This window comes from bacterium (assembly GCA_018812485.1).
Lineage (GTDB): Bacteria > JAHJDO01 > JAHJDO01 > JAHJDO01 > JAHJDO01 > JAHJDO01.
The window spans coordinates 19,336-43,046 of the sequence record JAHJDO010000029.1; the positions used below are offsets into that span (position 1 = coordinate 19,336).

The following is a 23,711-nucleotide window of genomic DNA, read 5'->3' on the forward strand; positions in this document are numbered from 1 at the left end:
CTTATTATCTTGATATTTTATCAATATTCAGATTTATATCAGTTCCTCTCCATATTTTTGTCGGTAGTTTTTTATCAGGATTTGTTTTCTCCCATGTTTCATCCATTTGCTTAACCCTTGTTTTTTCCTCTTCGGTCAATTCAGTCTTCTCTGTTACAATAGTGGGAGTTATAAGCACAATTAATTCCATCCTTGTTTTCTCAGTCGTATTCTTCTTAAAAAGATAACCAAGCAACGGAATATCTCCGAGTATTGGCACTTTGTACACGGTAATCGTGGTATAGTTTCGTCTGAGCCCACCAACTATGACCATGCGACCATCCTTGGTCAATAGACTCGTCTCTAATGAGCGCGCGTCTATTATAGGTTCAGAACTATATTCACCTACTGAAAAACTATGTTTTGGCTTAACAAGCATGGAGACAAACCCGTCATTTGTTATGTGGGGCTTTACGGTAAGATATGTTCCCACCTCTTTAAAGTCAATTGTTGTCATCTGTGTTCCATCGGGATTAACTGTAATTTTTGTATATGGGATACTCTCTGTTATTTCTATATTCGCCTCCTGATTATCAAGAACTAAGAGCCTGGGTCGGGCAAGTATTTCCACATCTGCGTTATATCTTAACCACTCAAGAGTTGCTCCGATATTCCACTGGTCAACACCGAAGCCAGTAATGACATGCTGCAATCCTGTAGTCAGCGACTGAGAAAAATTACCATCAGTTACCGATGTTCCGCTTTTCGTAGCGCTTGTCGCTGACACTCCCTTTGCAGTTTTTGTTGAGGTCCAATCAATGCCATATTTAGTCTGTCCTGTTATTTTTACATCTACAATAGCTGCTTCAATAAGAACTTGAGGAGTTCTAATATCCAATCTTTGCGCAATTTCTGCTATTTGGTCAATATTCTCCTGAATATCAGTGACTATCAGGGTATTTGTGCGTGAATCGCTCTCAATTTTCCCTCTTGATGAAAGCATTTTTGTAACTGATTTCTGGAGCTTTTCAACGTCTGCAAAATTTAGAGAGAAAATTCTTGTTACTAACTCTGCCTCTGCCTTTGTAGTCTCCTTAATGGCAAGCTGTTCCCCTTTTATTTTTTTCATCTTCTCTGCGGTCATAACCTTTATCAAATTTCCCTCTCGCTCGTAAGCATACCCGCTGACATCAAGAATTGTCTGTAACGCTTGTTCCCAACCTACATCTTGCAAAAGAAGCGAGACCGTTCCTTTTACCTCTTCCCCTGCAACTATATTGACATTTCCCTTATGGGAAAGCATTCTTATAACATTGCGTATATCAGCGTCTTTAAGGTCTAATGTGATCTTTTCGCCTTCTAGCTGATTACCCGCATATGAGACAGAACTAAAAACCAGACCAACACACATTGCAAGTACTAAAAAAACATGTAATCTCCTCATAATTTATCTCCACTCATTTTTACACTATATTCCTTATCCATATATCTGATCACTATTTCTTCTCTGGTTATTGATACAATTTTGCAGTTGCTGATATTATCTCCTGCCGCAACAATCTTATCGTTTATAATGGCAAGAGGTTTAGTATTATCAAATAGAACTCCTTCTATTTTCATCTCGGGCAATTTTGAACTTATAAAACTCCAGCCAGTCGGAGCCATGACGGTCTTATTCTCTGATATAAGGGGAATAAATGGGTCTCTTCTTCCATGAGTGTTATACACAAAAACAGGTTCTCTATTCTTAGGTTCTGAAATTTTTTCCGTTGAAACATTAACCTTCTTTTGTGTTGATAAACTCACATTATTCTGCTCGGGCTTTGAACAGCCGGAAGACAAGAGGAGGCACAAAGTGGCAAAACAAAGAAAAATTCGAAACATTGTTTTGGTCATTTGGATTTTGTCTCCTGAAAAATAAATATACTCAGATAGATATCAGCAGTATGTTTTAACTCATCCTTTTTATCTGAGGTAATATTTATATGATTTATCTTAACGAACCTCTCCAGATTCTCCAGTTTGTTCACGAATCTGGCTATTTGGTGATAGCCACCTTTAATACCGAGCGCCATCGGGTATTCAGTATATATACTGGCTTTACCTGATGTCTTTAACTTGCCTGGATCAATAGACATTAATTTAACTTTATATTCATTAGCAATATCTGTCAGCGAGGATAGAAAGTCAGGAATTTCATCCTCTCCAGGCATGCGTTTCTGGTATTCTTTTATTAGTTTTTGCACTGTCTGAAATTCACGTTCTAATTGAGGTTTTTTAGAAACCATAATCTTTGCTTTTTGTATTTCAGCTTTTTTCTGTGTTATGTTTTTTCTCAAGAGGGAAATCCGTGCAATCTGGGGTGTTAATAAATAATAATAACCTATAAGAATTCCCAAAGCTGCAATAACAAATAAGATAATTCGTTCATTCTTTTTCATTGCTTAAACCCCATTGGGGCAAACCTGCATCCTATTTTAAATGACATAATATCTACATCTGCCACACTAACCCGACAGGTAGATACAAGGCTGACACTGGAGAAGTCGCTTGAAAAAATACTATCCTCCCTGACTTTTTTAATTAAGTCTCCAATGCGTCTTGTCATATCTTCATTTTCTCTTGACAGAGCCATGCCCTCCAGAATAAAGACATTGTAGCTATTCTTAACCTGTTTACCTGCGTCAGGACTCGCTTTCGTTGAGATATCTGCCTTTCCATGACCATCAGGCGTTACAGAAACCATTTCGGTCATTTTTTCAACAGCCATCTTTGTGAGCCACGTTTGAGTAGGCAGTATATCGCTTAACTGGTTTAATCTCTTTGCCCATATAATTCGGGAATGAATAAGTCCTCCAAGAAGAGCAATTTTCTTATCAATAGATTTTTTTGCGCCTTCCAACTTCTCTGCTTCACGCATTATTGGTTCTAATTTAGAATATTCAGCTACCAGTTTGTTATGGGTCCATCCCATGAACTTTGCGCTTGAAAAGCTGATGAGATAAATAATAACCATTACAACACCCAATATTATGCCGCATGTTATGAATATTTCCATCCCGGGCAATTTTAGACTTCTTCTAGCTTTTCTTAACTCAGTGGGGAGCAGGTTTATCGTAATCATTATTTATTTAGCCTCCTCAGAGCAAGCCCAACAGCAACTGTTAGAAATGGATAAAGTCTTTTTATTCTCTCTGCACTGATTTCGTCTGATATTTTCAGGTTATTGGTTGTATTCCAAATGTGCGTTTCTACTCCAATTTTTTCATGCATGATATCGCCTATTATGGAAATCTGTGAACTGCCTCCGCTTAAGTATATATCTGCGATACTCTTATCAGGAACTTGGCTTTCATAGTAATCAAACGACATGTGTATCTCATTAACGAGATTACTCGTAATATGTTTTATCGTCTCTGTTACTTCCTTGGATCTGCTTTTTGCTTTTTTTGTCTCTTCAGCTTTTTTAATATTAATACCTAGATCCTCACTAATAGCCCTGCTATAATCTGCTCCCGCAATATTTACATCCCTTGTGAGCCTTGAAGTGCCATTATCAAGTATGCTTATATTCGTCATCTGAGCGCCAATATTTATAAGCGAAATTACATTATCATTTTTCTTAAAGACAGAGCTGAGCGCATGTTCAAAGGCATTTATAGTGGCAAAAGAATCAACATCAATAACAACCGGCTCCAGATCACAGGCTTTTAACAGCTCCAACCGTTGATTGATTAAGTCTTTCTTAACAGCGACAAGCATTACTTCTATCATGTTTGTCTCGCTTGCTACGTTATCCAAAACCTGGAAGTCAAATTCCACTTCATTCATATCAAAAGGAATGTGTTTTGCAGCTTCATACTTCAAAGAAGCGCTTAAGTCTTCTTCTGACATCTTTGGAACACGAATATATCTTACAATTACTGATTGTCCGGAAACTCCGACAGCAACTTTATGGGTTTCGATATGCGCTTCTGCGAAAGCCTTCTTAATGGCAGTAACTACACTGTCCTTATTATCTCCAATTATTTCAGCTACACCAACTTTACTCAAGCATAAAGTATCTCCATTTCCAGTAAGCTCAACAATCTTGACAGCGCTGCTTCCTATATCTAATCCTAAACTGGTTCTGGATTTAGGTTTTGTGCTGAAAAGTTTTGTAATTGATTTAGGTATCATAAGTCTGATTCTACTATTATGAAATGCTGCTGTCAAATTTAATACTCCTGCCAGGAACCGCTTACTATACGCCACGGCAGGTTGTTGGCAAAAGCATTTGCTACATTGACGGAATTATAGACCACTAATGGCCTTCCCGTAGATATTGTTGCAGATGTATCAGCTTGAGTCTGCACAAGGACTGATCCGGAAATCTCGGGGTTTCCGGTTATTGTTAGATTTCCAAGTACATATATTATACCCTCAAATGTGCCACCTGCTATATCAATATCTCCGTCTACTATAAGGATACCACTTCCATACCATCCTGTCGTTGTAATCTTAAACGATGAATTATCCTGAAATTTAACCCAGGTGATTCCATCTACGTCCGAGTTGTTCGGAGGGTCAGTATAGTTTCTGGTTGATATACCTTCCATTTCTTCTTTCGTCAGGCCAAATATATCTTCAATTGATGGAAAAGCAGCATTACTTACCGGCGGACTGCCTGTTATTTCCCCAGAGCCAGCTGTAGTGGCTGTAAAACCCGCCGGAATTGTTACGCCCGTACTGGTATCTCCGTCTATCAGTCCGTTTCCACTAACCAGAACATTACCTCCTGCCTGAAGCGCAGAATTAACAACTCCCGGATTTCCAATTCGTTCTGCATCAACTTTCACTGTCCTTTCTACCTTGTCTATATTTGTCATGTTCGGAGCATATCCGGTTGCTGAGATAGTTGCACTTGCTGATGTTAAGTTTGATACGCTTATTATATAATCGCCTATAACCTTTCCGCCCTGAGTCTGAAAGGAGAGAATAGTCTTTGTGTAAACTGCTCCTGAAGTGTCCCAGCCAACCCACGAACCCTGGCCAAATCCCAACTCCCATAACGCTGTTTGAATCCCTGATTCTGCAAGATTCCTTGCTGCAGATAGACGATAGGACCTGATTGTAAGCTTTTTTTGGAAAACGACCGTGGAAAGATATGCTCCTGCTATAATGGCAACAATAAGCATCACTATAGCTGAAATAACCAATACGCTTCCGCGTCTGTTTCTATACATCAATCATACCATTGAGTAACCGTAACAGTTCCTGAAAAGCCGCCAGGATTTACATTCGCCAGGGCTTCATCATAATGAATGTTACCATTTCCTGAGATTTTTACTGTATCCCCTACAAATGCGCCGAAGAGGTCTCCATTACCTGTAACCTTCAACTCAGCTTCTGGGGCGTATATCGCTCCTGCAAAATCCCCATTACCCGTAAATTTCACACTTGTGCAGGTATCTGTTCCATAAAGTAGACAATCAGATGGGGTGCCAGGATTTGAGATACCATTACCAGTTACATGACAAGTTCCCGAAACGTAAATAGTAACCTGTCCGCTAATTACTAATGTTGCATTTCCTGTAATCTGTATTGATGTAAACCAATATGTTCCGGATGTAAGGGTCTGGGTATTATTTCCTGATATTGATAAACCACCACTACTACTTACACCAGCTGGGACAGTGACTGACGGCATTGGAAACAGAGTGGATGCAGCTGTTTTTTGCCCATTCAATACAGCGTTTCCAGAGGTGGTTATTGCAGTATTTACATCCCCACCCGGACCAATCTGAGCATTTCCATTAACTATAGCATTTCCACTTAAAGCTACTGCTCCGGATGATGTTGCATTAGTTCCCACAGAACCGTTGCTGCCGGGTGACTGACTGGCATATGTTCCATTGTCAGAGTTATAGCTATCGGACGCACCGTTACCTGAAAGAGTCACGCCTTGATCTCCAAATATTCCTTGTGTAAATGGTGAACCACTTACCTGAAGATTAGCATTTATTAACTTGGAAAACCTGTTTATGTCAGTTACATTGGGAGCTGTTCCTGTAGCTGTAACTGTAGGAGTACCTGTAGCTGAGTTGGTAACTGTAACCGTAACACTTCCTATTGTTTTGCCGCCTGCGTCTGATAGAGTAATGGTTTGAGCAGGATCTCCGTTTGCATCAACTGCCCAGGTGGTAATATCGCCATATGCATACTCATAAATTGCTCTTTCTATGCCTGCTTCTGCAAGATTGACCGCAGCTGTATGCCGATATGATCTATTTGTCATTCTATTCTCAAAAACAATTCTCGAGAGGTAGGTGCCCGCTATGACAAACAAGGATACAGAAACCAAAGCAGCCAGGACCAGGATGCTACCTTTTCTGTTCAGTTTCAAATAACATTACCTCCATTATTTATTTCTTAATTTTACAGATGTATTTAAAGTTCTTGTGTGTGTTTTATTCATAACAGTTGCTGTGCTTGTAATTGATATTGTTATGCGAGTAGCGCCAGCAAGAGTTGGAAGATAGCCAAATACCAGGTTAGATATATTTGAACTTATATTTTGAGTCCCTGAGGTTCTTGTGCTTCCGACTGCTGCCCAGGTTGTTTTTTCTAAAGTGGTGCTATTTAATGTATACCTAAAATAATCATTGGATCCGGTTATGGGATTTCCACTGGCATCAATTGAAGATACCTCCAGGACCAACTGCTGGGACGTACTTGCGGGCACACTTCCTATTGCAGTATTCACTACATCTCCCGCACGCCTTGTGTCCTGACTTATATTGTCCAGAACTAATCTCGCATTTTTTTGTGTATCAAGATAACGAGAGTCAAAAACAAACATTTGATTGCCTCTTATGAATAAGAATAAAACAGCGCCCAAAACTGTTATTCCGATTGAAGCGGCAATAAGAACTTCCATGATCGTAAACCCGCCTGAAAGCCGCTTCTTTTTCATTCTAGATGCCCCCATTAGTCACAAGCGTAGTAATGCTTCTACTGAACGCTTGCCCCCGCGCCCCTATCCACTGAACTGTTATACTGACCTGTTTTATATTGCTGTCAATAAAATCAGAAATTGAAAGCAATACTACTCCGTTACTAAGATTTGCAAGTCCCTGTGTAACATTTCCTGTGATAGTAGTAAAATCCTGATTGCTGAATGTTCCCCAACCAGTTATTGTTGCAAATGAACTGTCGCGTACTATTTCCATTGCGTCCTGCGCTATCTTTGTAGCGGTAGAGATTTCAGCTGTTCTTCTAATCACTGCAGGTCCATTGGAAAACGCAGTAAAAAGGCCAATTAAACCAACACTCAGAATCAAAATGGCTATCATGGTTTCTATTAACGTAAACCCACGATTTAATTTAACTGTACGTACATCTTTATGCTTTTCCATTTGTCATCTCCAAAACTAGTCCTATCATAGTGAGAATGGCTGTGCTGCAACAAAAGCTGCCCCATGTCCTCTGCCAGCCGCTCCGTTCGGACACGTAATCTGGATTTTCCCAACTGATGTTGAACCTGCCATATATCCAGCACCGGCTCCTATTGGACAGGTGGGGACGGTCTTTAGGTATCCTGTGGCAGCCGCTAGTCCCCAGGTTCCTGTTGCAGGAACTGCATTCCACAAAATTGCCCCAGCTGCAAATCCAGCGCCACCATTAGTCGCATCAAGATTTTCCTCTATACACACCTGTTCAAGCCCGGATGCAATCTGTCTCATGTTGTTCGTACATACAACATCTCTGGATATCGTTCTATTCTTTAGAAAATTAGGTACAGCTATAGTCAATAAAAGCGCTATGATCGCAACAACAATCATAATCTCAACAAGCGTAAAACCTCTGCCCCTTCTCCGACTAACTACCATCCAATACCCCTTTCTAAATACAACAGCGGCGGGAGAAAACTCCCGCCACTATTATACATCTTTTCAAGCCTTTCAGCAAGTAGCTTTATTGCAGTGTATATGGATTATTAGTAGCCTGAAAATTTGGTCCATGGCTTGTCAGACTTGGACAAGTAATCTGAAATACCCCAACTGTTGATGAAGCCGCTGTATAAGCACCAGATGCTATAGGACACGTAGGAGCTGTCTTTAGGTATGCTGTACTGCCTACTATTCCCCATGTTCCTGTTGCAGGAGCTGCGTTCCATGTAATTGAAGCAATTCCAGCACCAGCACCAGTAGCATCAAGATCTTCCTCCATGCACACCTGTTCAAGGGCTGATGCGATCTGTTTCATGCCATTTACGCATACAGCATCTCTGGATCTACTTCTGGACTTGATGAAGTTAGGAATAGCTATAGCTGCTAAAAGCCCTATGATCGCAACAACGATCATAATCTCAACCAGCGTGAAACCCTTTTTGCTTTTCAGTAATTTAATCATTTTCTTATTCACCTCCTCTTCAATAAATTTTTTCTTCCACCTCATGTATAGAGCATTTTTCGTGCCAATATATGGATATTATATGCAACATCCATATTGCATTGCGGTTTTTACATGGACAGATTTTAAGTCTACACTTGTATACATCGCTTATTGGACAAAATATTTTGACGTATTTGGAAAATAAGCAAAAAAAATTGCCTATTTCACAATGGAATATAAAGCTTCTTGCAAATTCCCTGAAAAAGTTCTAACATCATTCATGATGGAGAATCAAAAGGAAACCAAAATGACCGTTTTGACAATTTTTGATGAAGAATGTGGAGCCCGGGAGTTTCCTTTGGAGAAAAAGCTTATTACTATTGGAAGGCTGAAAGGTAATGATATTATAATTTCGGACAAGAGCATATCAGGGAAACATCTCAAACTCACTTTTTTGCATAATGACTGGATACTGGAAGATCTGCATTCTACAAATGGCACCTCTGTGAATGGGAATTTCGTTGAAGAAAAGAAGTTGGACGACGGCGACGAGATAGTTATAGGCAAAACAAGAATTCTCTTCGGGGAAACATCTTCTTTCCCGCATCCAGAAGAGAGATCTTTTACTATTATAAAGGCTGTAATGCCCAGTGCCGTTATTCCCACCTCTTATGAAACTGCAAGTAACGAAGAGTTAAAGAGAACTCATAAAATATTAGCTACCCTTTATAAAGCCAGCGAACTTCTTAGTTCTGCGCTTAAATTAGAAGACGTCCTGAATAAAATTCTGGATTTGATTTTTCAACACATTAGTGCTGACCGAGTTCTTATTATACTCCATGAGGAATCAACAGGTAAACTTGTTCCTAAAGCAGTGAGGAAAAGAGACGAAAAAGATAGGGCAGAATTAACCGTAAGCCACAGCATTATGAGTAAGGTTTTAGATGAAGGTAAATCGGTAATCTGTTCAGATGCTTTAGAAGACAAAAGGTTTAAAGAACAAATGAGTATTATCCAGCATCAAATTCATTCAGCAATGTGTGTCCCTCTAAAAACAAAAGACAGAGCCTTGGGCGTAATTTATGCTGATACACTCATGATTAAAGGGGCTTTTAACACCGAAGATTTAAACTTGCTTACTGCATTAGGCAACGAAGCTGCGCTAGCTATAGATAATGTGCGTTTATATGAAAAAAATCTTGAGGCAGAACGATTAGCTGGTATAGGACAGGCCATAACCGGCATGGCACACTACGTCAAGAATATTCTTGTGGGGATGGATGGCGGTGGCATCTTAGTAGATATGGGAATAAAACAAAAAAACAGTACATTAATGAATAAAGGATGGAAGTTAGTTAAGGCCTCTATAAATAAAGTAAGGGATGTGGTTATGGATATGCTTACCTATTCTAAGGAAAGAAAGCCACAGCTGCAGCCATGCAATCTAAATGATGTTGTAGATGAAGTTATAGAGTTAATGAGCAAAAGAGCTGAAGATGTGGGTATTAAACTGCATGCTCATCTTGAGGAAAATATTGGACAGTTCTTATTAGATCCTCAAGTCATCCATCGTTCCCTGCTTAACTTGATAAATAATGCTTTTGATGCGATGGAGAAAGATGGAAAAATTACAATTGCTACAGAGTATATAGTTGAGGGGGATCAGCTTAAATTGTCTGTGTCTGATACAGGATCTGGAATACCTGAAGATATATTAACAACTCTTTTTACACCTTTTTATTCAAGCAAGGGATTGAAGGGGACAGGTCTCGGATTGGCAGTGACACATAAGATAATTAAAGAACATGGCGGAAAAATATATGTGAATTCCGAGGTCGGGAAAGGGACTACCTTTAATATATTTTTACCTGCAAGAAAAGAGTAATTTCACAGAATAGCTTTAATCTAAGAATTCTTTCAGAAGTTCTACGATTTTTGCAATACTTCCGGTTTGCTTACCAAACTCTTTGTGAACATAATGTGCGCCTTCAAGAATTTTATTATCAAACTGTTCCTTTGTAAGACCGGTATGAAAAATTATTGGTATTTGTTCATATTGAGGATTTTCCTTAAGATAGTCTCTTACAGTGCCACCATGCCCTACCATAACCATATCCAGTATGGCAGCATCAATATGTGGCTTCTTGGTGCTAAGCAGGTCTATGGCATTTTTACCATTGGGAGAGTCAAACACCTCATAACTACAGCCAGCTTCCAGTATTGTCTTTAATGCTTCCCTCAGCTCATTATCGTCCTCTACTATCAAAATAGTTTTCTTGCCCATCGTCTCGTCCCTCCTATCGCTCTTCTATCTCTTTCTCTTAATAAAATTCTACTACATTATCTTGCGTGCTGTCAAACTCGTGTCCTAAGGTCTTCTGCGGTAGTCCTCTCTGGGCCGGGGTGGACCACGTCTGTCAGAAGGCCTCATACACATCTCTTTAGCCAGGTGGGCGGCAAATTCCTGTGCTCCTAAACCCATCATTTTGCCAATTCTTTTCATATCGTTATAACGATTTTTCAGAAGATAATTCTCTAATAGTCTGCGATCGCCTTTCATAGCTAACCCCATTAGCTTCATATCCGCTTCCATTAATTTCTCTATTTCTCCTTTAATTCTTTTTCCGGCTTTAAACATTGGCCCTTCTTCAATTACATCAGGACGCCTTCCGTCTCTACTCGGAGGAGGTCCAAACTCATCCATCATTATTCTAGCGCATATACCAGTAAACTCCCTCGCTTCTAAACCTACGATTTTGCCAATTCTATTCATCTCTTCATAATGATTTTGCAGAAGATAGTTTTCCAAAAGCAGGGGGTCGCCAGTCATAGTCAGGCCCATCAACTTCATATCCTTCTCTATCAATTTCTCCAGTTCCTTTACAATCTTCTTCTCCGGACCGGTAAGAGGCTCCTCTCTTATTTCCCTTACCCCTTTCCCTGTCTTCTCAAACTCTTCAATCCTCTTGATAGCCTCCTTAGCCAGTTTTGCACATTTAGTATCAGGATACTTAATCACAATCTCCTGATAGCTTGATATGGCCTTTATTATTTCACCCTTGTTCTCCATGTCCTGCGCGCGGTTAAATAAGGTTTCTATTTTCTCTTCATCAATTTTCTTTTTAATATATGTAATCTTTGTCCTGGCATTATCTGCGGCAAGAGTTACAGGATAGTTATCGATAATCTTCTGATAATACATCATGGCCTGGCTGTATTGTTTCTCTTTAGCTGATCCATCACCCTTAGAGAAGAGCTGTTCAATTTCATCCTGTTCTTTGGCCTGATAGCTTGAGGCAGAAGAGGGAGGAATGGAAGGTTTTAATGTCTGCCTTGAAAACCTTTTGCCTAAGACAACACCAACTATAGCAATTATTATCACCGAAAATACAATGATAAGTAATTTACGTCTTCCTTTTTTCTGAGGCGACACTTCAGAGGAAGTACTAATAGGGCTGGGATGAAAAGCGCCCGCTCGATATTTGTTTATATCTTCAAGTATTTCAGTTGCTGTTTGATATCTGTAGCTTAGATCCTTTATCAGGCATTTTCTAACAATAAATTCTACTTCCCATTGGAGATCAGGATTTACCTCTGGGACAGGCTTAGCCTCTACATTTATATGCTGCTGCATAACTCCGTACGGGGTCTCCGCCTTAAAAGGAACTTCTCCTGTTAACATCTCGTAAAGAACTATGCCAAGAGAGTAAATATCGGAGCGGGAATCTGTTTTCTCTCCTTTAGCCTGCTCCGGAGACATATACTCCGGCGTACCCATAATGGTTCCTGTAAGTGTGATGCCCTCAGATTCCACAGCTTTGGCTATGCCAAAATCAGTTACTTTCACATGACCATTGTTATCTATCATTATATTCCCCGATTTTATATCGCGATGAACTATCCCCTCTTTGTGAGCACATTCCAAAGCCTCAGCAACCTGAAAAGTGATGCTTAAAGCATCCTCACAGGAAAGCGCTCCCCGCTGTTTTATAATCTCGGTCAAAGTCTGTCCCTTGATAAGTTCCATGGCAAAGTAATACATTCCCTCGTGCTCACCAATGTCGTAGATTTGAACAATCCGGGCATGATTTAATTTTGCTACTGCTTTAGCCTCGCGCCGGAACCTCTCCACAAGGTCTTTGTCTTTAGACAAATGAAATGGAAGAATTTTTATAGCTACATGCCTGTTGAGAGACTCTTGATAGGCTTCATAGACGGTACCCATCCCTCCGCTTCCTAATTCTCTAATTATCTTATATTGTCCGATCTTTTGCCCGATCATACTACCAGTCTCCCCGTCAAAAAGAATTCTTTACTTTTCCAAGCTGTCTACATTTCAATTCCTGAGATATAATAGATTGTCTCTCACTAAAAATCAAGTATTACGGACTCATACAGGATATTGACAATACTATAGGATGTTAGTATATTTATTTTGCATTAAAGGGCAAAAAATATGGAACCAGTAATAGAAATTAAAAATCTTCATGCAGAATATGGAAGAGGCAGGGAAAAAACTGTTGCTTTAGGAGGCATAAGTTTACGCGCTTATAAAGGGGAAATATTTGGATTCATAGGTCCTAATGGAGCAGGAAAAACAACAACTATCAATATCTTATTGGGTTTCATGCATCCTACTAATGGCGAGGCAGTTGTATTCGGGGAAAAATCTTCCTCATTAAAAAACAGGTTTAGAATTGGATATTTACCAGAGATAGCTTATTATTATCCATTTCTTACGCCTTTCAAGATTCTTACAATGTACGGGGAATTATTCCGTATAGACAAAACCGTTTTAAACAACAGAATGGATTCTGTTCTGGCAACTGTTGGATTAACAGAGAAAAAGAATACTCCTATCCGAAATCTGTCAAAAGGCATGAACCAGCGTCTTGGACTTGCACAGGCTATTATAAATGATCCTGAAGTTCTGATACTGGATGAACCTAATTCGGGTCTCGATCCAATTGGTAAAAGAGAAATACGCAATATTATCTTAGAACTCAAGAATAGAGGTAAAACCATATTTTTTAGTTCACATCAGCTTTCAGAAGTAGAACTGATTTGTGACAGAGTAGGAATAATTGACAGAGGACAAATTCTAAAGACTGAGAAGCTAGATCAAATTGTTGGTAAAATTGATACAAAGCAAACTGTATTGGAAGATATTTTCATCCGGATGATAAAGGATAAAAGAGCATGAGAGCTGCCTGGATTATTGCGAAAAACGTAATTGAGGAATCCATTAGAAAGAAAGAAATATATGTTTTATTTATTCTATCTGTTGCAATGATGTCCGTAGTTGCAATGGCAAGTTTTTTCTCTCTAACAGGGTTAGTAAAGTATTTTATAGAATTATCCTTTCTTATCGTTATTTATATAACTGTAATTATTGCTGTTGTTGTTGGAGCAAGACAGCTACCCACTGAGCTAAATAGCCGGACAATTTATCCGTTGATGGCAAAACCTCTGAGAAGATCTGAATTTATTATAGGAAAATGGCTTGGAACCTCTATTATTTCTGTATTTTGTTTTTTGGTTTTTGAGGGAATATTTATTATTCTCCTGTTTTCTAAAGGGAGTAGTGTTTCGGGTATTTTAATGCAGGGGATATTCCTGCATATTCTTCAGTTAATGCTTATATCCTCTATTGTTATATGTCTTTCAGCTTTTATGACAAATGCCGCAAATGTTACAGTTTCTATCCTTTATTTTATTCTGGGACATTGGATTGGCAAAGCTATCTCAGATGTGCTTGATAAGTGCGGAGCATTCCTTGCATGGATTCTCAAGTCTATTAATTACATCCTGCCTCATCTCGATTATTTTGACCTATCAAAAAAGATAGTTCACCAATGGCCACCAATACCAGCATGGGTAATAATAACAGTGACGATATACGCTCTTGTTTATATATCTATCTTTCTACTAATAGGCACATTGAAGTTTCAGAAAAGACAGTTGTGAGAAATACCCAAATTTGTTTCGGATTTCGGATTTCTGATTTACTCAAACTCTTTACTTTACTTCTTATCGCTATCCTTCTTCAAATTCCTCTTCAGACCTATCATTATGCTGTGATTAGCAGTGTTTCTGTTATTCCTGGCGGAGAAATTGTAAGTAAAATTTTAGGTGGCGTCTTTACTGGTTCTGCAGATTTGTTATGGCTGAAAGCAGACGAATATCTTCATAAGGGAGTGACTGAACATGGACATTGCCATATTTTAGAAGAGGCAGATATGGGAGAACATACACAACACAAGCATGAACATAATCACAAAGAAATTGAGCACAGACATAAATTGGAATATAACAGATTAGACAAATTATTTGCTAAGCTTGAATACAATCTCAAGCCGAATATTACAGAGCATTTGCACAGCAAAAGAGAGAATGAGCTTATGCCATGGTTCAAGCTCGCAACTATATTCAATCCCCATCATGTGAGAGCGTACGCTGTTGGAGGATACTGGCTTGCGTTCAGGCTTGGGAAATTAGACGAAGCGATTAAATTTATGGCAGAGGGAATAAAAAACAATCCGGACAGCTATCAAATAGCTGAGGAAATGGGCATAGTCTATTTTTCGAAATTAAAGGATTATAAAAAAGCTCAATACTATTTTGAGAGGGCTCTCAAATCACAGGCTAAAATGGATGAATATGATAAAGCAGGTATACTCAGATTTCTTGCTTTCTCACATAAATTTCAAGGACATACACAAAAGGCAATAGATTGTTACAAACAAGTCCTCAGATTATTTCCAGAAAATAAGAAAGCTAAGAATTTTATAGATAAATGGGAACGGGGAAAAGAATAGTATATCCGGCGCAAGGCGGAGAGGGAGGGATTCGAACCCCCGGTCCCGAAAAATCAGGACAACAGATTTCGAGTCTGCCGCTTTCAACCGGACTCAGCCACCTCTCCTCTTGAATTATGACACAACTTTATTAAAAATAGCCATTAAAAAATTTCTTATTTGGGATTTCTTGACTTAACTCTATACCTCATGTTAAGATTTGGCACATGCAAAAGACTATTCTTTTCATTTGTACAGGGAACAGCTGCCGTAGTATTATGGCTGAGGGACTACTTAAAAAGATGCTTTCTGAAAAAGGAGTTGAAGAATACAGTAAGTATAAAATTATCTCTGCTGGAACTCATACAGTTGAAGGATTCCCTCCAGTTCACCTGACACAGAAGATTATGACTGAGCGAGGTATAGATGTATCTTCATACAGGTCAAATAGACTAACTGAGGAAACAGTAAATAAAGCTGACCTTGTTCTGGTAATGACTCAGAAACATAAAGACGAGGTATTTCATACCTATTCAGAAAAGACAGGGAAGATATTTCTGCTTAAAGAATTTGCAGAAATAGAGGATAAGAATCCAGATATAGCAGATCCTATCGGATTATCCTACGATGCATATAAGTACTGTATGGAGGAAATAGAGAAATGTTTAATAAAGGTTATAAAAAAGATTGAATAACAAGGATAAGGTCGCAATAGCTGCTGATCACGGTGGATGGCACTTAAAAGAAATTCTCAAGCCCTTTTTGAAAGGTTTGGGTTATAAGTATGCTGATTTTGGCGCATCATCTGAGGAAGCCGTTGACTATCCGGATTTTGCGTTAGTGCTGGCTGAAGCTGTGAGAGCGGGTAAATATAAAAAAGGAATATTGCTATGCGGAACTGGGCTGGGTATGTCTATGTCAGCTAATAAGATTCCGGGAATCAGGGCAGCTCTATGTAATGATACATTTACTGCAAGGATGAGCAGGGAGCATAATGACGCAAACATTTTAACAATTGGGGGACGAGTGGTTAAAGAAAATTTAGCAAAAGAAATAGTTAAAGTATGGCTCCAGACAAAATTCAGTAATGCGCCTCGTCATAAGCAAAGAATAAAAAAAATTGAAAAAATTGAAAGTAAATACATGAGGACTTCAAAAAAGGTAATATGAGTAATTTAAAAATAACTGATCCAGAAGTAGCAAAAGCAATCTATGATGAAACAAAAAGAGAATCTTCAAACCTTGAGCTTATTGCCTCAGAGAATTTCGTGAGCAATGCTGTTCTTGAAGCTCAAGGTTCAATAATGACCAATAAATACGCTGAAGGCTATCCTCATAAAAGATACTATGGCGGATGCGAATTTGTTGATGTTGTTGAGAATTTGGCTATAAAAAGAGCAAAAGAGATTTTTGGAGCTGACCATGCAAACGTGCAGCCGCATTCCGGTTCACAGGCAAATATGGCGGTTTATTTTTCTATGTTGGATATGGGAGATACAATTCTAGGTATGGACTTAAGCCATGGCGGACATTTAACACACGGCAGTCCGGTAAACTTTTCGGGGAAATATTTTAATATTGTCTCTTACGGAGTGAGTAAGAAAACAGAAACAATAGACTATGAATATGTAGAAAAATTAGCACTTGAAGAGAAACCTAAATTGATAATTGCAGGCGCTAGCGCTTATCCTCGCATAATAGATTTCGCAGCATTCAGAAAGATTGCAGATAAAGTAAATGCGTATCTTATGGTAGATATGGCTCATTTTGCAGGACTTGTTGCAGCAAAAATTTATCCAAGCCCTATTCCATACGCTGATTTTGTTACTACCACTACACATAAAACCTTAAGAGGTCCACGCGGAGGCATGATTCTCTGCAAGGGGAAATATGCAAAACAGATAGATAAAATGATTTTTCCTGGTATTCAGGGAGGGCCACTGATGCATGTTATAGCTGCTAAAGCTGTTGCATTCAAGGAAGCTATGGCAGAAGGATTTAATGATTATCAGAAACAGATCGTAAGAAATGCCAAGGCACTTGCCTCAGAACTGAATAAAAGGGACTTTCGACTTGTTTCCGGTGGAACAGATACTCATCTTATACTACTGGATTTAACTAATAGATGTATCTCAGGCAAGGACGCAGAGAAGGCATTAGATGTTGCCGGAATAACAGTAAATAAAAATGCTATTCCATTTGATAAGCAAAGCCCATTTATTACGAGTGGAATAAGAATAGGAACTCCTGCTGTAACTACAAGAGGTATGAAAGAGCCCGAAATGAAGTTCATTGCAGAAATGATAACAAAGGTGCTTACGAATATTAATGATATAGATAATCTTAAACAGACCTTATCAATAGTGACCAGTCTCTGCAATCAATTTCCTTTGTATGCCAACAAACTCTAAAAAGAAGCCAAAATTTCTGATCTTTACCTCAGCAATTAGCATTATATTCGTGGTTCTTGTAATTTTAAATGTTTTTCCGTTAGGTATTAAGCACGAATGGGCTTGGAAATATTCACATCCAGAGAATTTTGACGGACTCTGGTTTCCAGTGCTTATTTCCTTTATTTTTCTTCTGCTGTCTTATAAGTCAATTGCTTATAAAAAATTAGCAGGTTTAAACCCCCCACTAAAATTTCTCTCTATAGTCCTTATATGCTTTATTGGCTACCTTTTTAACATTGCTATTTGTTACTTAAGTCCAGCAGGCTTCTATAATCTAATTCTGACTATTATAAGTCCTTGGGCAACCAGCTATTTCAATGTTGCTGTCGAGATTAAAGACATTAGTTTCTGGTTAAATAGCTTTCACACTTTTATCAAATATGCTCCTTTACATGCCAGAGTACATCCTCCAGGAAATATATTGTTTTTCTGGTGGATAATTCACATATTTAATAGTTTACCTACCCTAACAGATTCTTTACTAAGTATGGTAAAGAGCACCACTCTAGACCCATTACCTGTGTTTTCAATTATTGGGAATACGTTCCGTCATTCCTTCAGCAATGCTGAAAAAGCCGCATCAGTATTTCTATCGTTATTTTTGCCATTTCTTAAATGTGTTGTGATTCTTCCTATGTATTATTTAGGGAAACTTATATATGATAAAAAAACATCTTTAATTGCAGTATGTTTTTATGCAGCTATTCCTGCACTTAATTTATTTACACCTGGAATGGACCAGACATATACTCTGGTTTCTGTCTTATCTTTTTATTTATTTTGTTTCTCTATTAAAAAAAACAATATTTGGTTTGCTCTTCTTTCTGGACTGGTTTTATCAATAGGCATTATGCTGAGTTTCTGTTTTCTGGTTATCTTGGGTTTGATAATTTGTTATGGGCTAATATGGCTTTGGATAAATAAAACACATTTAAATTACATATTAAAGAGTTTTTCAGTATTGTTTGTAGCTTTGACAGCTCTCCCTTTATTGTTTTATCTTTTATATGACTTTAATATTATAAATTTTTTTGTGAGTATTAATGTGTTTTCAGAAAATGCGCGATTAGACATCGTTGGCAGTGAGGTTGCACGCCGAACATATTGGAAATGGCTATTGTATAATCCACTGGACTTTTTTATGTTTACTGGTATCCCAATTTCAATGCTTTCATTCAGAAGTATTTATAATGTTATAAGGTCAAGAAAAATAAGAGCAGCCAATGTCTTCTCCGTGTCTTTTTTTATCATACTATTCTTACTTCTAGTCTCTGGAATAAATCGCTCTGAGGTGGCAAGATTATGGATGTTCCTCATGCCCTTTCCTGCATTAATAGCAGCCTCGCAAATCGCACAAATAAAGATGAAAACCAGTTCTGCCTTCTTAATACTACTTTCCCTGCAGATCCTTCAAACAATAGTCTTTAAGTTATTCATAAATGTATATGGTAATTAGCTAAATATTTGTTTCTTCTACTCAATATGTGTATATTGTGGGCATCATGAAAAAATCAAAATCTAACACTGCCAAAAAACAAATAATGCGTTTTATCGAGAAACAATTCCCTTTCACAACATCAATAACCAGGGATAAATCATCTAAGAAGTCAGGAGAGTCACATTATCACATTCTTGAGATTGAGTTACAATATATCAGGTCAGGAAGTGGAGCATACTTCATAAAAGACAGGAAATACCATCTTAAGGAAAACTCCATTTTAATAATTCATAAAGGTGAAGTTCATAATTACATTAAGGGAAATTCATCGATCCCTGTGGATAGAGTATATCTGGCCTTTAATCCGTCTATATTATTTAGGAACACGCAATACACATATAAAAAACTAATCTCTCATATTGCTGAATGCAAAAAAAACTTCTCTCATCAAATATCATTCCCTCCTGAGGAAAGCCAGAGAGCAGATTTGATCATTTCCAATATGACATATGAATGGGAAAACAAAAAACTGCATTACAGAGAAGCAATAGTAAGCCTGCTCCTTGAGCTTTTTATAATCATACACAGATCATCTTCTTCCGGTACCGGTACAGATGAAAGAATCAAATCAACTGCACAGGACAGGATTATAAGTAAAGTCATTTCTTATATAGATAAAAATTATCAAAAACCGTTGGACCTGGCAACTCTGGGTGAGCATGTCTTCCGTTCTCCATATCATCTTAGCCATATTTTTAAGGATGTTACAGGATTTAATTTTAAAGAATATCTAATAAATAAACGTATTATGAAAGCCAAGAATCTTCTTGAGTCAGAATCAGATATAAAAGTAATATCTGTAGCCGAGGATGTTGGATTCTTAAATCTCAGCACATTTAACAGGGATTTTAAACGCCTGACCGGAATCAGTCCATCAGAATACCGCAAGTTTTGCACACATTTCCACAAGAAATGAGTAGAAAAGATTCTTTTTTTTCGTAGACTGAATAAGAAAATAAATCTAAAACGAGTTTATAATTGGAAGGAGTTGAAATGTTAATTGATGTACACACGCATATAACCTACCACAGGTTTCCTGAATTTGTTCAGAAACTCGGCAGGAAAGAATTCACTGCTGAAATTCTACTTAAAAGGATGGATATGGAGAAGATTGACAAGTCTGTTATTCTTCCATTAAGTAATCCTGAAAACGCAAACTACATTGGGGTTTCAGGAAACATGGAAGCTATTGAAGCAGCTAGGAAATATCCTGATAGGCTAGTCGCCTTTTGCAATGTTGATCCCAGAGCAATGAGAAATTCTCCTGAAGCCGATTTATCAAAGGTTTTAAAAGTTTACAAAGAAATGGGATGTAAAGGAGTCGGAGAAGTCTGTTCTAATATTTATTTTGATGATGAGCTAGCAAAGAATTTTTTCTATCATTGTGGGGAGTGTGAAATGCCTGTTCTTTTTCATGTTGCAGAACGGATAGGAGGTGTTTACGGACTGGTGGATGATGCGCATCTGCCAAGACTGGAAAAAGTGCTCAAGAAATTTTCCAAAACTATCTTTATAGGTCATGGCCCTGCTTTCTGGTCAGAAATAGGCGAATACGTGAATGAAAAAGAACGTGGCCACTATCCAAAAGGTAAAATAGAAAAACCCGGCAGTATTCCTAAACTGCTGGAGAGATATCCCAATCTTTACGGCGATCTTTCTGCCGGAAGCGGGTATAATGCTATCTCGAGAGATCCTGATTTTGGCTATAAATTTCTTGAGGAGTTTAATGAAAAACTTCTTTTTGGTACAGACAGGTTCACATCTGCTGATGAACCAATACCTCCTCAAATTGATTTCCTAAAAAATGCTCTTAAAGAAAAAAAGATTTCAGATCAAGCCTATGAAAATATAACTCATAAAAATGTTCAACAACTTATAGGAGAATAAGATGGACAAGTTAGCAATTAATGGTGGAAAACCAGTTCGTACAGATCCTATGCCAAACCGCTCTCTTTTTGGAGAAGAAGAAAAGCAGGCTGCTATAAGAGTGTTTGACGAGGCGATTGCCTCAGGAGAAGCATTCGGCTATAACGGACCTCATGAACAGGAGTACGAGAAAGCGTTTTGTGAGTTTTTCGGAGACGGTTTTGCAGATGGTGTTAACTCAGGTACATCAGCTGTCTTTGTTGCACTTGGAGCGCTACAGCTTGACGCGGGAAGTGAGGTAATTATTCCCCCTATTACAGATCCGGGAGGAGCAATGCCCGTAGTTATGGTAAACTGCATCCCCGTTGTTGCAGACTCGGATCCTCGTTCATACAATACAGGGTCAGAACAGATTTCCGATGTCCTGACAGAACATACCCGGGCCATTATTGTCGCGCATATTGGCGGGGACCCTGTTGATATGGATCCTGTAATGGAGATAGCACGCTCCAGAAATATCCCTGTTATAGAAGACTGTGCTCAGGCACACAGTGCAAAATACAAGGGGAGATTTGTCGGTACAATCGGCGACATTGGAGCTTTCTCAACCATGAAAGGCAAGCACCACGCAACAGGAGGTCAGGGCGGAGTAGTATATACCAGAAATGAAGAGCTTTTCTGGAAAGCTAAACGGTTTGCTGACAGAGGAAAGCCGTTTAATCTACCAGATGCTAAAGGCAATGTTACAGCAGGCTTGAATCTTAACCTTAATGAGCTTTCAGCAGCTATTGGCGTAACTCAAATTAAAAAGTTAAACTCCATAATATCCAGACGTAGAAAAGTTGCTGAAGCTATAAAAGAAAGGCTAAATAAGGAGTCGGAGATTGTATCTATCGGATGGCAGGTCCCAGGGACAAAATCCTCTTACTGGTTCATGCGCATACATGTTAAAACAGACATGCTTAAAGTCGATAAAATGGCTTTTGCTGAGGCTGTAAAGGAAGAGGGAATCCCTGTAGCCAAGTCATACCGTAATATACCTTCGGAAGCTCCATGGTGGAAAAATAGTGGGCCGTGGGAATTTTCAAAAGAGAAATATAGTAAGGATTCTACATGCCCTAATGCAATATCTGTTACTAGCTGTCATTTCAATATCTCCATAAACGAGAACTACGGCGAGAAAGAAGTCAAAGATATAGTTAATGTACTCAAAAAAGTAGAACAGGCTTATAAAAAATAGGAGAACGCAAAAATGGAAAAACTGGCGCTTTTAGGAGGACCAAAAGCAGTTAAAAACGACTCAGGCGATATCTTTAAATGGCCCATTATTACCAAAGAAATTGAGAATGCTGTTCTGGAGGTACTCTGGGAAGGAAAGATGTCAGGTAATGACGTTACCAAGGAATTTGAAAAGGAGTATGCAGAATGGTTTGGCATAAAATATGCGCTTGGCCATTCTACAGGAACAGGGGCTCTGCACGGGGCAATGTTCGGATTAGGTATAGGACATGGGGACGAGATAATCTGTCCGAGTGTAACATACTGGGCATCAGCTCTGCCTGTATATTCCCTTGGAGGAACTGTGGTTTTTGCTGATATAGACCCTGAAACACTCTGTATTGATCCTAACGATATCGAAGAGAGAATTTCAGAGCGAACAAAAGCCATTGTAGTTGTTCACTATGCAGGGAGACCTGCTGACATGGATCCTATTAAGGAGATCGCGCGCAAACACAATATCAAGGTAATTGAGGATGTTTCTCATGCACATGGAGCACTGTATAAAGGAAAACTCACAGGAACATTCGGGGATGTCTCAGCTATGTCCCTTATGAGCGGAAAATCCTTTGCAGTAGGCGAAGCAGGTATTATGCTCACAAATGACCAGAGAGTTCACGAACGTGCAATTCTTTTTGGTCATTATGCACGACATAAAGAAATTCAGCTGGAGGATCTTAAGGCTGGTGCTGAACTCCCTTGGGGCGGTTACAAATACAGAATGCATCAGCTCTCCTCAGCCGTGGGACGCGTACAGCTGAAAAACTACCCTGGACAAATGAAGGAAATCGATAAGGCAATGAATTACTTCTGGGATCTTCTAGAGGGAACTCCCGGAGTCAAAGCACACCGTCCTCCAAAGGATTCGGGAACTACAATGGGTGGCTGGTATGCAGCCAGAGGACTATACAGGCCTGAAGAATTGGAGGGACTTTCCGTTAAAAGATTCTGCGAAGCAATAAAGGCCGAAGGGGGACGATGCAGTCCTGGAGGCAATAAACCATTGCATTTACATCCTGTTTTTAATGATGCAGACATATATAATCAGGGAAAACCCACCCGAATTGCAAATTCTCCTGAAGGCGTGGACGTAAGACAACCGCTCGGGAGTCTGCCGGTTTCCGAAAATATACACAAGCGCATGTTTGCTATCCCGTGGTTCAAGCACTACAGACCTAACATAATAGAAGAACATGCAAATGCAATTAAGAAAGTAATTAAAAATTACAGGGAACTCCTGCCCGGAGATACGAAAGAAGAGGATGCTGGAGGATTCGGTTTAACTGCAAGACAGTAAGCAGTATAAGCCCTCAATATCAACTGAGTGGTAATGTAAAATATTTTATGCAAAAGTAATTGAGATAGGAAAAAGAAAGGGCTATCCTCTCTCCTAAGAAAAAAACAGAATCCCGAGAAAGTATCGGGAAAAAGGAGAAGAGAGAATGCGCCCAGGAAAATATGATA

25 protein-coding genes and 1 tRNA gene are annotated in these 23,711 nt (G+C 38.8%); 12 read left to right on the forward strand and 14 right to left on the reverse strand.

Going from position 1 to position 23,711, the window contains the following annotated elements; all coding sequences use genetic code 11:
- Positions 1 to 4: 4 nt before the first annotated feature.
- From pilQ to KKC91_02080, 11 genes are all read right to left on the reverse strand, one after another.
- The gene (gene pilQ, locus KKC91_02030) at positions 5 to 1,423 is read right to left on the reverse strand and encodes a type IV pilus secretin PilQ (GenBank protein MBU0477330.1); all 1,419 of its coding nucleotides are present in this window, start codon (positions 1,421 to 1,423) and stop codon (positions 5 to 7) included.
- Positions 1,420 to 1,785 carry a pilus assembly protein PilP gene (locus KKC91_02035; GenBank protein ID MBU0477331.1) on the reverse strand — a complete coding sequence of 122 codons (366 nt, stop codon included), beginning with the start codon at positions 1,783 to 1,785 and terminating at the stop codon, positions 1,420 to 1,422. The genes pilQ and KKC91_02035 overlap by 4 nt, the downstream gene beginning before the upstream one ends.
- A gap of 86 nt (positions 1,786 to 1,871) precedes the next feature.
- Positions 1,872 to 2,420, reverse strand: coding sequence for a type 4a pilus biogenesis protein PilO (locus KKC91_02040; GenBank protein ID MBU0477332.1), 549 nt, complete (start codon positions 2,418 to 2,420; stop codon positions 1,872 to 1,874).
- Complete coding sequence (locus KKC91_02045; GenBank protein MBU0477333.1) at positions 2,417 to 3,103, reverse strand: hypothetical protein; 687 nt, start codon at positions 3,101 to 3,103, stop codon at positions 2,417 to 2,419. The genes KKC91_02040 and KKC91_02045 overlap by 4 nt, the downstream gene beginning before the upstream one ends.
- Positions 3,103 to 4,194 (reverse strand): pilus assembly protein PilM, encoded by a 1,092-nt coding sequence (locus tag KKC91_02050; GenBank protein ID MBU0477334.1) that lies wholly within the window; start codon positions 4,192 to 4,194, stop codon positions 3,103 to 3,105. Before KKC91_02050 ends, KKC91_02045 begins: the two co-directional genes overlap by 1 nt.
- A gap of 2 nt (positions 4,195 to 4,196) precedes the next feature.
- Positions 4,197 to 5,204, reverse strand: coding sequence for a hypothetical protein (locus KKC91_02055; protein MBU0477335.1), 1,008 nt, complete (start codon positions 5,202 to 5,204; stop codon positions 4,197 to 4,199).
- Positions 5,204 to 6,364 (reverse strand): hypothetical protein, encoded by a 1,161-nt coding sequence (locus KKC91_02060; GenBank protein MBU0477336.1) that lies wholly within the window; start codon positions 6,362 to 6,364, stop codon positions 5,204 to 5,206. Before KKC91_02060 ends, KKC91_02055 begins: the two co-directional genes overlap by 1 nt.
- 15 nt (positions 6,365 to 6,379) lie before the next feature.
- Positions 6,380 to 6,934, reverse strand: a complete 555-nt coding sequence (locus tag KKC91_02065; protein MBU0477337.1) for a hypothetical protein — start codon at positions 6,932 to 6,934, stop codon at positions 6,380 to 6,382.
- Position 6,935: 1 nt separating this feature from the next.
- Positions 6,936 to 7,376, reverse strand: a complete 441-nt coding sequence (locus tag KKC91_02070) for a prepilin-type N-terminal cleavage/methylation domain-containing protein (protein ID MBU0477338.1) — start codon at positions 7,374 to 7,376, stop codon at positions 6,936 to 6,938.
- Positions 7,377 to 7,400: 24 nt separating this feature from the next.
- Positions 7,401 to 7,850 carry a prepilin-type N-terminal cleavage/methylation domain-containing protein gene (locus KKC91_02075; protein MBU0477339.1) on the reverse strand — a complete coding sequence of 150 codons (450 nt, stop codon included), beginning with the start codon at positions 7,848 to 7,850 and terminating at the stop codon, positions 7,401 to 7,403.
- An 85-nt stretch (positions 7,851 to 7,935) separates the two neighbouring features.
- Positions 7,936 to 8,361 carry a type II secretion system GspH family protein gene (locus KKC91_02080; GenBank protein MBU0477340.1) on the reverse strand — a complete coding sequence of 142 codons (426 nt, stop codon included), beginning with the start codon at positions 8,359 to 8,361 and terminating at the stop codon, positions 7,936 to 7,938.
- Positions 8,362 to 8,662: 301 nt separating this feature from the next.
- Here KKC91_02080 and KKC91_02085 point away from each other — a divergent pair, with 301 nt between their 5' ends.
- Positions 8,663 to 10,240, forward strand: coding sequence for an FHA domain-containing protein (locus tag KKC91_02085; GenBank protein MBU0477341.1), 1,578 nt, complete (start codon positions 8,663 to 8,665; stop codon positions 10,238 to 10,240).
- A gap of 15 nt (positions 10,241 to 10,255) precedes the next feature.
- On the opposite strand, the gene KKC91_02090 is transcribed toward KKC91_02085, so the two are convergent.
- Together KKC91_02090 and KKC91_02095 are read right to left on the reverse strand one after the other, a co-directional pair.
- A complete protein-coding gene (locus KKC91_02090) occupies positions 10,256 to 10,639 on the reverse strand; it encodes a response regulator (GenBank protein ID MBU0477342.1) in 384 nt (127 codons plus the stop codon).
- An 84-nt stretch (positions 10,640 to 10,723) separates the two neighbouring features.
- The gene (locus tag KKC91_02095) at positions 10,724 to 12,637 is read right to left on the reverse strand and encodes a protein kinase (protein ID MBU0477343.1); all 1,914 of its coding nucleotides are present in this window, start codon (positions 12,635 to 12,637) and stop codon (positions 10,724 to 10,726) included.
- Positions 12,638 to 12,811: 174 nt separating this feature from the next.
- On the opposite strand from KKC91_02095, the gene KKC91_02100 reads away from it, so the two are divergent.
- From KKC91_02100 to KKC91_02110, 3 genes are read left to right on the forward strand one after another with little or no spacing between them, the layout of a single operon-like run.
- On the forward strand, positions 12,812 to 13,558 hold the full coding sequence (locus KKC91_02100; protein ID MBU0477344.1) for an ABC transporter ATP-binding protein: 747 nt from the start codon (positions 12,812 to 12,814) through the stop codon (positions 13,556 to 13,558).
- Positions 13,555 to 14,322, forward strand: a complete 768-nt coding sequence (locus tag KKC91_02105) for an ABC transporter permease (protein ID MBU0477345.1) — start codon at positions 13,555 to 13,557, stop codon at positions 14,320 to 14,322. The genes KKC91_02100 and KKC91_02105 overlap by 4 nt, the downstream gene beginning before the upstream one ends.
- Entirely contained in the window at positions 14,319 to 15,173 is an 855-nt protein-coding gene (locus KKC91_02110; protein ID MBU0477346.1) for a tetratricopeptide repeat protein, read from the forward strand. The genes KKC91_02105 and KKC91_02110 overlap by 4 nt, the downstream gene beginning before the upstream one ends.
- A 16-nt stretch (positions 15,174 to 15,189) precedes the next feature.
- On the opposite strand, the gene KKC91_02115 is transcribed toward KKC91_02110, so the two are convergent.
- A tRNA-Ser gene (locus KKC91_02115) sits at positions 15,190 to 15,280 on the reverse strand.
- Between the two features lie 150 nt (positions 15,281 to 15,430).
- Here KKC91_02115 and KKC91_02120 point away from each other — a divergent pair.
- The 8 genes from KKC91_02120 (at position 15,431) to KKC91_02155 (ending at position 23,544) form a co-directional block, all read left to right on the forward strand.
- Complete coding sequence (locus KKC91_02120; GenBank protein ID MBU0477347.1) at positions 15,431 to 15,847, forward strand: low molecular weight protein arginine phosphatase; 417 nt, start codon at positions 15,431 to 15,433, stop codon at positions 15,845 to 15,847.
- Positions 15,840 to 16,322, forward strand: coding sequence for a ribose 5-phosphate isomerase B (gene rpiB, locus KKC91_02125; protein MBU0477348.1), 483 nt, complete (start codon positions 15,840 to 15,842; stop codon positions 16,320 to 16,322). The genes KKC91_02120 and rpiB overlap by 8 nt, the downstream gene beginning before the upstream one ends.
- Positions 16,319 to 17,563 carry a serine hydroxymethyltransferase gene (locus KKC91_02130; GenBank protein ID MBU0477349.1) on the forward strand — a complete coding sequence of 415 codons (1,245 nt, stop codon included), beginning with the start codon at positions 16,319 to 16,321 and terminating at the stop codon, positions 17,561 to 17,563. Before rpiB ends, KKC91_02130 begins: the two co-directional genes overlap by 4 nt.
- Before the next feature lie 49 nt (positions 17,564 to 17,612).
- Positions 17,613 to 19,061 carry a hypothetical protein gene (locus KKC91_02135; protein MBU0477350.1) on the forward strand — a complete coding sequence of 483 codons (1,449 nt, stop codon included), beginning with the start codon at positions 17,613 to 17,615 and terminating at the stop codon, positions 19,059 to 19,061.
- Positions 19,062 to 19,107: 46 nt separating this feature from the next.
- Positions 19,108 to 20,019, forward strand: a complete 912-nt coding sequence (locus KKC91_02140; protein MBU0477351.1) for an AraC family transcriptional regulator — start codon at positions 19,108 to 19,110, stop codon at positions 20,017 to 20,019.
- 77 nt (positions 20,020 to 20,096) lie between these two features.
- Positions 20,097 to 20,990: an amidohydrolase family protein gene (locus tag KKC91_02145; GenBank protein MBU0477352.1), complete on the forward strand. Its 894-nt coding sequence runs from the start codon at positions 20,097 to 20,099 to the stop codon at positions 20,988 to 20,990.
- Between the two features lies 1 nt (position 20,991).
- Positions 20,992 to 22,209, forward strand: a complete 1,218-nt coding sequence (locus KKC91_02150) for a DegT/DnrJ/EryC1/StrS family aminotransferase (protein ID MBU0477353.1) — start codon at positions 20,992 to 20,994, stop codon at positions 22,207 to 22,209.
- Between the two features lie 12 nt (positions 22,210 to 22,221).
- Positions 22,222 to 23,544, forward strand: coding sequence for a DegT/DnrJ/EryC1/StrS family aminotransferase (locus KKC91_02155; GenBank protein MBU0477354.1), 1,323 nt, complete (start codon positions 22,222 to 22,224; stop codon positions 23,542 to 23,544).
- Positions 23,545 to 23,711: the final 167 nt, after the last annotated feature.